Here is a 9,392-nt window from a genome sequence, read left to right on the forward strand (position 1 = left end):
ACATGAGCGATCGCGCGGTACTGCACGTGAAGGGCCGGGTCCTGGTGGGACCCGAGGACGTCCGTGACGAGCTGTGGGTGGTCGGGGGGCGCGTCTCCTACGACCGCCCCGCCGGGGCCCGTGACGTCCGGACCGTCGAGGGCTGGGCGCTGCCCGGCCTGGTCGACGCGCACTGCCACGTGGGCCTCGACGCGCACGGCCCCGTGGACGCGGACACCGCCGAGAAGCAGGCGCTCACCGACCGGGACGCCGGCACCCTGCTCATCCGGGATGCGGGCTCGCCCTCCGACACCCGCTGGGTCGACGACCGCGAGGACCTCCCGAAGATCGTCCGGGCCGGCCGGCACATCGCCCGCACCCGCCGCTACATCCGCAACTACGCCTGGGAGATCGAGCCGGAGGAACTCGTCGCGTACGTCGCCCAGGAGGCCCGGCGCGGCGACGGCTGGGTCAAGCTGGTCGGCGACTGGATCGACCGCGACCTCGGCGACCTCTCGGCCTGCTGGCCCCGCGAGGCGGCCCGGGCGGGGATCGCCGAGGCCCACCGGCTCGGCGCCCGCGTCACCGCGCACTGCTTCGCGACCGACTCCCTGCGCGACCTGGTCGAGGCGGGCATCGACTGCGTCGAGCACGCGACCGGCCTCACCGAGGACCTGATCCCCCTCTTCGCCGAGCGCGGGGTCGCGATCGTCCCGACCCTCGTCAACATCGCCACCTTCCCGCGGCTCGCGGCCGGCGGCGAGACCCGGTTCCCGCGCTGGTCGGCCCACATGCGGCGGCTGCACGAGCGGCGCTACGACACCGTGCGCGGTGCCTACGACGCCGGGATCCCCGTGTACGTCGGCACGGACGCCGGCGGCTCGCTGGCCCACGGCCTGGTCGCGGCCGAGGTCGCCGAGCTGGTCACCGCGGGCATCCCGCCGGTCGACGCGCTGTCCGCGACGAGCTGGGGTGCTCGCGCCTGGCTGGGCCGCCCCGGCCTGGAGGAGGGCGCCCCGGCCGACCTCGTGGTCTACGAGGGCGATCCGCGGGAGGACGTACGGGTGCTGGCGGCTCCGCGCCGGGTGGTGCTCAACGGGATGGTGATCGAGTAGGGGGAGCCGAGTGGGGAAGCCACGCAAGGGAACGCGTGTGCCCGATGATTCGAAGAGGTGTGCGGAAACTCCACTATCGAGTGAAGTAACCCAGGATTGCTGACCGTTCACCCTCCGTGCGCAAGAGTTGACGGGTCCCAAGCATGTCCCGTCTGGGGGGTCCCACACCTTGAACAGCAACAACTTCCGCATGCCCGCACGCCGTCTCGCCACCGTCGCGACGGTCACCGCTCTGGCCGCCGGTCCCGCGGTCCTGGGCGCGGGCGTCGCGCATGCGACCGCCGACCACGGCCGCGCCTCCGCCGTCGTCCTGCGCACCGGGCTCGACGTGTCCCTGCTCAACAAGACCGTCGACGTCCCGCTCGTGGTCTCCCTCGACGAGGTCCACGCACCGCAGAGCGCCGACAAGACCGCGCTGTCGGCCCGGCTCGACGGCGTGAACGGGGGCAAGCCGTTCACCGTGCTCGGCGCGGACGTCGCCAGCGCCAAGGCCACGGTGACGGACAAGCGCGCCGAGGGCTCGGTCCGCCTCGTCCACGCCAAGCTGCACGTCCCCGGCCTGCCCCTGCTGTCCCTCATCGAGGCCGACGCGGTCACCGCCCGCGCGACCTGCGAGGTCGGCAAGCGGCCCGTCGCCTCCGCGAACGTCCTCGGCGCCGTCACCGTCCTCGGCAAGCGCATCACGCTGACCGCCGGCGGGCCGACCGAGGTGAAGGTGCCCGGCGTCGGTGAGGTCCGCCTCGACCTCGCCCAGCGCCGCACCACGACCTTCACGGCGGCGGCCACCGCCCTCGAACTCAAGGTCTCCGTCAACCCGTTGAAGCTGAACGTGGCCGACGTGGAGGGCACGGTCACCCTGGCCAAGGCGACCTGCAGGACACCGGTGGCCCCACCCACCGGGCATCCTGTGCCGAGCCATGACCCGGCGGCCGACGTCCGCCCCCAGGGCGCGCCCGCCCAGGCCGACCTCGCGGAGACCGGCGGCAGCTCGGCGACGCCGTACCTCGCGGGCGGCTCGCTGGTGCTGCTGCTGGTGGGCGGGGGAGTGGCGACCCTGGCCCGCCGCAGGAAGGGCTGACGGAACTCCTGGCGGGGCCGACGGGACTGGCGGGCTCAGCCCAGTGCCCGCTCCAGCTCCGCCAGGAATCCGTTCACCGTGGCCCTGTCCCGTACAGCGACCCGTACCCAGTCCTCGTCCAGCCCGGGGAACGTGTCCCCCCGCCGCACCGCGTAGCCCAGCTCGCGCAGCCGGTGCCGTACCGCGGCGGCACCCGGCACACGGACCAGGACGAACGGCCCCTCCGCCGGACCGGCCACGTCTACGCCCCGGTCGGCGAAGGCGGACAGCCCCGCCACCAGGTGACCCCGGTCCGAGGCGATCCGGTGCGCCGCATGCGCCGCCTCCGCGAGCGCCTGCGGCGCCACACACGCCTCGGCCGCGGCCAGCGCGGGCGTGGACACCGGCCACAACGGCTGGGCCCGCTCCAGCTCGGCGATGGTCTCCGGCGCGGCCAGCACGTAGCCGATGCGCAGCCCGGCCAGACCCCAGGTCTTGGTCAGGCTGCGCAGCACCACCAGGCCGGGCACGTCCGTCCGCCCGGCCAGCGCCTCCCGCTCGCCCGGCACCGCGTCCATGAACGCCTCGTCGACCACCAACGTCCGCCCCGGACGGGCGAGTTCGGCGATCGCCCCGGCCGGATGCAGCACCGACGTCGGATTCGTCGGATTCCCGATCACCACCAGGTCGGCGTCCTCCGGGACGGCCGCCGGATCCAGCCGGAAACCGTCCTCCGCCCGCAGCAGCACCCGGTGCACGGTGTGCCCCGCGTCCCGCAGAGCCGCCTCCGGCTCCGTGAACTGCGGGTGCACAACCGACGGTCGACGCACCTTCAGGGCGCGGGCCAGCAGCACGAACGCCTCCGCGGCGCCCGCCGTCAGCAGCACCCGCTCCACCGGCAGCCCGTGCCGCGCCGCCACCGCCGCCCGCGCGGCCCGCCCGTCCGGGTAGGCCGCGAGGGACGACAGCGACGCGGCGATCTCCTCCCGCAGCCACCGCGGGGGCGTGTCCGCGCGGACGTTGACGGCGAGGTCGACCAGCGCCGCCCCGCCGTCACGGACCTCGGCGTCCCCGTGGTGGCGCAGATCGTGCTCAGTGGGCATGAGCGTGTCCGTCGTAGTGGTGATGGTGGTGCCCGGGTCCGTGGTGGTGGCTGTCGTCGTCCGGGTGGAAGTGCGGCTGCTGCGGCAGCCCCACCTTGTCCGCGAAGCCCGGCAGCGCGATCCGGTACACGCACGAGTCACAGTTCATGCGCAGATCGCCCTTGACCGCCTCCTCGTACCGCTCCATCACGAGGTCCAGCAGCTCCGGCTCGGGCCCGATGACGTCCGCCGACCGCACCTCGACCTCCGGATGCGCCGCCGCCCAGCCCTCGGTCTGCTGCCGCACCCGGTCCGGCAGGATCCCGGTGAACAGGAAGTACGGCAGGACGACGATCCGCTTGGCGCCCAGCTTCGCGCACCGGTCCAGGCCGCTCGGCACGTCCGGCGCCGCCAGCGACACGAACGCCGTCTCCACGCCCGCGTAGCCGCGCCCCTCCCACAGCAGTCGCGCCGCTTTGTGCACCTCGGCGTTGGCGTCCGGGTCGGTGGAGCCGCGCCCGACCAGCAGCACGGTGACGTCGGCCCGGTCCGCGGGCGTACGCACGGTGCCCCCGAGGGCCTCGTCCAGCCGCCGCTCCAGCACGCTCAGCAGCGCCGGATGCGGGCCCAGCGGGCGGCCGTAGGTGTACGAGATGCCCGGGTGCCGTTCCTTCTCGCGGGCCAGCGCCGCCGGGATGTCCCCCTTGGCGTGCCCGGCGGACACCAGCATCAGCGGCACCGCGGCGAACCGCCTCACGCCCCGCTCGACCAGCTCGGCGACGGCCTCGCCGAGCGGCGGCGGGGACAGCTCGATGAAGCCGCCCGCGACGGGCAGTCGGGGGTGGCGGCGGCCCAACTCCCGTACGAAGTCACGGAAGGCCTCGGCTCCTGCCTCGTCCCGGGTGCCGTGGCCGGCGATGAGCAGGGCGGGCGGCGGGGTGGTCACGATGTCTCCTCGAACGGTGAAACGGGGTGGTACAGCAGGGCGTTGAGCGCGGCGGCGGCGACCGCCGAGCCGCCCTTCTCGGACACGTTGCTCACGGCGGGCAGCCCGCTCTCGCGCAACGCGGCCTTGGACTCGGCCGCGCCGACGAAGCCGACGGGCAGGCCGATGACGAGGGCGGGGGAGGCGTCCAGGGTGAGCAGCTCCTCCAGGGCGGTCGGCGCACAGCCGATCACCCACAGGGCGCCCGGCCCGACCTCCTCGTACGCGAGCCGGATCGCGTGGGCCGAACGGGTCAGCCCGGGACCGGCCTCGGCGTCCTTCAGCCGGCACACGGTGTCCCGCCGGGTGATCCCGGCGGCGACCATCTCGACGTCCACGACGACGGGCGCCCCGGCGTGCAGCGCGGCGTGCGCCTTCACCAGGTCGTCCTCGTCCATGACGAGATCGGACGCGTACTCCAGGTCGGCGGCGGAGTGGATGACCCGCTCCACCACCGCCCGGGTCAGCGGCGGGAAGTGCGAGGTGTCCAGGCGGGCGCGCAGCCGCCGGAAGGACTCCTCCTCGATGGGATGGACCACACGGTTCATTTCGGCTCCTCCTGCCAGCGGTAGCCGCGCGGGGTCACGATGCGGCCCGCGATGGTGCGGGTCGCGGTGTTGCCCACGGTCACGACCGTCATCATGTCGACCGACGCCGGATCCAGGGCGCCGAGCGTGGTCACCCGGCTCGACTCGTCCGGCCGCGAGGCGTTGCGTACGACACCGACGGGCGTCGTCGGCTCCCGGTGCTCGGCGAGGATGCCGAGCGCCTTGGGAAGCTGCCAGTCCCGTCCCCGGGAGCGCGGGTTGTAGAAGGTCACGACGATGTCCGCCTCGGCCGCCGCGCGCACCCGGCGCTCGATGACCTCCCACGGCGTGTGCAGGTCGGACAGGCTGATGGACACGTGGTCGTGGCCCAGCGGCGCGCCCAGGATCGCCCCGGCGGCCAGCGCGGCCGTCACGCCCGGCACCCCGACCACGTCGATGTCGTCGGAGGCCTCGGCGAGCGCGGGGGAGGCCATGGCGTACACGCCCGCGTCCCCGCTGCCGATCAGCGCCACCGCGTGCCCCTTGCGGGCCTCGGCGACCGCCGTGCGGGCCCGCTCCTCCTCGGCGCCGAGCCCCGACTCCAGCACCAGGGTGCCCGGCCGCAGCAGATCGCGGATCTGGTCGACGTACTGGTCGAGCCCCACCAGCACGGAGGCCCGCCGCAGCTCGGCCGTCGCACGCGGGGTGAGCAGGTCCCGGGCGCCCGGCCCGAGCCCGACCACCGCGAGCCGCCCGCGCCCCGGCCGCCGTACGACCGCACAGGTCGCCATGGCCGGCTGTCCGTCGGCACGCGACGACTTCCGCTTCGGCACGAGGAGTTCACCACCGCCCACCAGAGCGGCGGCCTCGGCGACCGAGGGCGTCCCGACCGCCGCGAGCGGCGCGTCCGAGGGGTTGGGCACCTCGACGGCCGCCAGCTCGTCGGCGGAGTACGTCACCAGGGGCACCCCCAACCGCTCGGCGGCGGCCACGATGCCCGGCTCCTCGGCCTTGGCGTCCACAGTGGCGAGTTCGGCGACGGACTTCGGCGAAAGCCCCGCCTCGCGCAGCGCGCCCTCGACCAGCCCCAGCACCTCTTCGGCCGGCGCGCCCTTGGAGGCGCCCACGCCGACCACCAGGGACGGCGGGCGCAACAGCACCTCACGCTCGCCCGGTTCGACGTCCCGGTCGGTCAGCCGGATCGTGTACGCCCCCTGCGCGGCCGTCGGCAGCGGAGGCAGCGGCCACGCCAACTCGGCCGCCAGGGCGACCGGTTCGCCGTCCAGCAGGGCCCGCGATACCGCCGCCACCGAACCCTCGAAGGGGAACCCGAGCGTGTCCAGACCGGGCAGCCCGACGGAGTCCGTGGCGGTCGTCACGACCGGCTCGGCCCCCAGCAACGCACCCACCTCGCGGGCGAGTTCGTTGGCGCCGCCGCCGTGCCCGCCGACCAGCGACACCGCGAACCGGCCGCCCTCGTCCACGCACACCACACCGGGGTCGGCGGCCTTGTCGCCGAGCAGCGGGGCGAGCAGCCGTACCACCGCGCCCGTGGCGAGGAAGCACACCAGCTGCTCGCACTCCGCGAACGCGGCCCGTACGGCCTCGCCCACGGGCCCGTCGTACACCCGCGTGCGCTCCGGCCACGCCGCGGCCAGCCGGTCGCGCGCCGCCGCCCCCGCCGCGGTGGCGGAAATGAGGCCGATCACTGGGAAACTCCTTCGATAGACGTACTGGACGCCGGGGATCTGACGCCCCACAGCAGGAACACAGGGTTGGTCGCCGCCAGCCGGGTCACGTCACCCGGCAGTGGCGCCAGCCGGGACGCCTGCAACAGCACTCCGTCGCAGGTGAACCCGGCGCTCGTCAGTGCCTCGCGGGCGGCCGGGACGCGGTCGAGCGCGGCCATCGCGACGACCACGCTCCTTCGCGCCCGCCGCGCGCACGCGGTGACGATGGCGGGCAGGTCGCGCCCCCCGCCGCCGACGAACACGGCGTCGGGATCGTCGGCCAGGCCGGACAGCGCGTCCGGGGCCTCGCCGTTCAGCACGCGCACGTCCACGTCGTGGGCGCGCGCGTTGGCCCGGATCCGCTCGACGCCGTCCGGGGCCTTCTCGACGGCGACCACGGCCGCGCCGAGCCGTGCACACTCCACGGCCACCGAGCCCGAGCCCGCGCCGACGTCCCACACCAGGTCGCCCAGGCGCGGTGCGAGCCGGGCCAGGGCGAGGGCCCGCACCTCGAACTTGGTGATCATCGAGTCCCGGTGCGCGAACTCGCCCTCCTCCAGGGCCCATTGGGCGGGCGGCTGAGGAGCCCCGGCGACCGTGCGCACGGCACCGAGCGCCCGGTCCTCGTCCAGGCACAGCACGACACTCACCGCCGTACCCCAGTCCCGGGCCGCCGCTTCGGCGGGCGTCACGCGCTCCACGCGCTCGCGTTCGGGGTCGCCGAGCGCGCTCGCCACGACGAGGACCCGGTCATGCCCGGCGAGCCCGGCACCCAGCTCGGCCGGCCCGGACCCGGGTCCGGTCAGCACGGCGACCTTGGGCCGCGCCCGGCAGACGTTGACGGCCGTGCGCAGGTCCCGGCCGTGCGCGCTGACCACGACCGCGTCGTCCCAGGGCAGCCCGAGCCGGGCGAACGCGGTCGCCACGGAGGACACCCCGGGCCGCACGTCCAGCCGCCCGGCCCCGAACCGCTCGGCCAGCACCCGCACGATCCCGAAGAAGCCGGGGTCGCCCGAAGCCAGCACCACCACCGGCAGTTCCTTGCCGACGTACTCCGCGATCACGTCCAGCGCCGGGGCCAGCGGCCCGAGGACGACGTGCTCCACGCCCTCCGGCAGCCCCGCGGCCTCCAGGTGCCGCCGCCCGCCGACGACCAGCGCGGCACCGGCGAGCACGTCCCGCGGCACGGGCGCCCCCGTGCCCGTACCCACCACGGTGATCATGTGCTCGCACCCCGCTCGCGCAGCGCCCTGCGCGCCTCGGGGTCCGCCTTGCGGAAGCCGTGGAAGTGCCCCGGGTGGTACAGGTGCGAACGTGTCCCGTGGGCGTCCAGGGCCGGGCCGACCAGGAACAGCGTGTGCTTCCAGAGCTTGTGCTCCTTGACCGTCTCCTCCAGCGTGCCGATCGTGCACTTCACGACCAGCTCCTCCGGCCAGGTCGCCTGGTAGGCGACCACGACGGGGGTCTCCGCGGGATAGCCGCCCTCCAGCAGCTCCCGCACCAGCTGGCCGCTGCGCGCCGCCGACAGGAAGATCGCCATGGTGGTGCCGTGCCGGGCGAACTCGCGCACCTCCTCGCCGGGCGGCATGGGCGTCTTGCCGCCACCGAGCCGGGTCAGTACGACGGACTGCGCGACCTCGGGGATCGTCAGCTCGCGCTGGGCGAGCGCGGCTACGGCGGAGAAGGCGGAGACGCCGGGGACGACCTCCGTGGCGATCCCGAGCTGCGCGCACCGGTCCAGCTGCTCCTGCGTCCCGCCCCACAGCGCCGGGTCGCCGGAGTGGATGCGGGCGACCTTCAGGCCCTCGGCACGCGCACGGCCGTAGACGGCGACGACGTCCTCCAGGGACATGGCCGCCGAGTCCAGGATCTCCGCGCCCTCGCGCGCGTGTTCGAGGACTTCCGCCTGGACCAGGCTGGCCGCCCAGATCACCACGTCCGCCTCCGCGATCGCGCGCGCGGCGCGGAACGTCAGCAGATCGGCGGCGCCGGGGCCGGCACCGACGAACGTCACCTTGCCGGTGGGGGAGTCGGCCATGGGAAGAGGTCCTCTCGTGCGGAACATCGAAGGCGAATCGGCTGTCACTGGACTGTGAACGGGCGGAATGTCAGGGTGTGGGCGGTCTGTGAACGTGCCCGATGTGCGCGCAGCCGCCTCCATCGGATAGCAAGGGCCTATGGCGGTCTTCGTCGCGCTCGGCGCGTTCCTGATGACGCTGGCCGGCGGCTGGACGGCACAGCGCGTGACCGACCGTCGCCATCTCGTCCTCGGGCTGGCCGGCGGTCTGATGCTGGGCGTGGTCGGTCTGGACCTGCTGCCCGAGGCGCTGCACGCCGCGGACCGCGAGATCTTTGGCGTACCCGCGGCCCTGCTGCTGTTCGTGACCGGCTTCCTGCTGGCCCATCTCGTGGAGCGGACGCTGGCCGCGCGCCAGGCGTCCCACGGCGGCGACGAGCACGGCCACCGGGCGCCCGAGGTGGGCCTGACGGCGGCAGCCGCCATGGTCGGCCACAGCGCGATGGACGGGGTGGCGATCGGCGCGGCCTTCCAGGTGGGCGGCGGCATGGGCACCTCCGTGGCGCTCGCCGTGATCGCGCACGACTTCGCCGACGGCTTCAACACCTTCACCATCACGAGCCTGTACGGCAACGCGCGCCGCAGGGCGATCGGCATGCTCGTGGCCGACGCCTGCGCACCCCTGGTGGGCGCGCTCTCGACCGCGTTCTTCCATCTGCCCGAACCGGTGCTCGGCGGCTACCTCGGCCTCTTCGGCGGCGTACTGCTCTACCTCGCCGCCGCCGAGATCCTCCCCGAGGCCCACCACGAGCACCCCGCCCGCTCCACCCTGCTGTGCACGGTGGCCGGCGCGGCCTTCATCTGGCTGGTGGTCGGCATCTCCGGCGGCTGACCGCAGCG

At 74.6% G+C, this 9,392-nt stretch carries 9 protein-coding genes; 3 read left to right on the plus strand and 6 right to left on the minus strand.

All coding sequences use genetic code 11. The annotated features are described in order from the left end of the window. Positions 1-2 precede the first annotated feature (2 nt). Together ACWD3E_RS06585 and ACWD3E_RS06590 are read left to right on the plus strand one after the other, a co-directional pair. Positions 3-1,094 carry an amidohydrolase family protein gene (locus tag ACWD3E_RS06585; RefSeq protein ID WP_451386392.1) on the plus strand — a complete coding sequence of 364 codons (1,092 nt, stop codon included), beginning with the start codon at positions 3-5 and terminating at the stop codon, positions 1,092-1,094. A gap of 169 nt (positions 1,095-1,263) precedes the next feature. Further along, the gene (locus ACWD3E_RS06590; RefSeq protein ID WP_451386393.1) at positions 1,264-2,172 is read left to right on the plus strand and encodes an SCO1860 family LAETG-anchored protein; all 909 of its coding nucleotides are present in this window, start codon (positions 1,264-1,266) and stop codon (positions 2,170-2,172) included. A gap of 35 nt (positions 2,173-2,207) precedes the next feature. Here ACWD3E_RS06590 and cobC read toward each other — a convergent pair whose 3' ends face one another. Genes cobC through cobM form a run of 6 tightly spaced genes read right to left on the minus strand, consistent with a single transcriptional unit; the run spans position 2,208 to position 8,513 of the window. Next, entirely contained in the window at positions 2,208-3,254 is a 1,047-nt protein-coding gene (gene cobC / locus ACWD3E_RS06595; protein ID WP_451386394.1) for an Rv2231c family pyridoxal phosphate-dependent protein CobC, read from the minus strand. Next, the gene (locus ACWD3E_RS06600; RefSeq protein ID WP_451386395.1) at positions 3,244-4,179 is read right to left on the minus strand and encodes a sirohydrochlorin chelatase; all 936 of its coding nucleotides are present in this window, start codon (positions 4,177-4,179) and stop codon (positions 3,244-3,246) included. The genes cobC and ACWD3E_RS06600 overlap by 11 nt, the downstream gene beginning before the upstream one ends. After that, positions 4,176-4,766 (minus strand): precorrin-8X methylmutase, encoded by a 591-nt coding sequence (locus ACWD3E_RS06605; protein ID WP_451386396.1) that lies wholly within the window; start codon positions 4,764-4,766, stop codon positions 4,176-4,178. The genes ACWD3E_RS06600 and ACWD3E_RS06605 overlap by 4 nt, the downstream gene beginning before the upstream one ends. Continuing rightward, complete coding sequence (gene cobJ, locus ACWD3E_RS06610) at positions 4,763-6,454, minus strand: precorrin-3B C(17)-methyltransferase (protein WP_451386397.1); 1,692 nt, start codon at positions 6,452-6,454, stop codon at positions 4,763-4,765. The genes ACWD3E_RS06605 and cobJ overlap by 4 nt, the downstream gene beginning before the upstream one ends. After that, a complete protein-coding gene (gene cbiE, locus ACWD3E_RS06615; protein ID WP_451386398.1) occupies positions 6,451-7,698 on the minus strand; it encodes a precorrin-6y C5,15-methyltransferase (decarboxylating) subunit CbiE in 1,248 nt (415 codons plus the stop codon). Before cbiE ends, cobJ begins: the two co-directional genes overlap by 4 nt. Then, positions 7,695-8,513: a precorrin-4 C(11)-methyltransferase gene (gene cobM, locus ACWD3E_RS06620; protein ID WP_451386399.1), complete on the minus strand. Its 819-nt coding sequence runs from the start codon at positions 8,511-8,513 to the stop codon at positions 7,695-7,697. Before cobM ends, cbiE begins: the two co-directional genes overlap by 4 nt. A 139-nt stretch (positions 8,514-8,652) precedes the next feature. Here cobM and ACWD3E_RS06625 point away from each other — a divergent pair, with 139 nt between their 5' ends. Further along, positions 8,653-9,384 carry a ZIP family metal transporter gene (locus tag ACWD3E_RS06625; protein WP_451386400.1) on the plus strand — a complete coding sequence of 244 codons (732 nt, stop codon included), beginning with the start codon at positions 8,653-8,655 and terminating at the stop codon, positions 9,382-9,384. Positions 9,385-9,392 lie beyond the last annotated feature (8 nt).

The organism is Streptomyces sp. NPDC002676 (assembly GCF_053592455.1).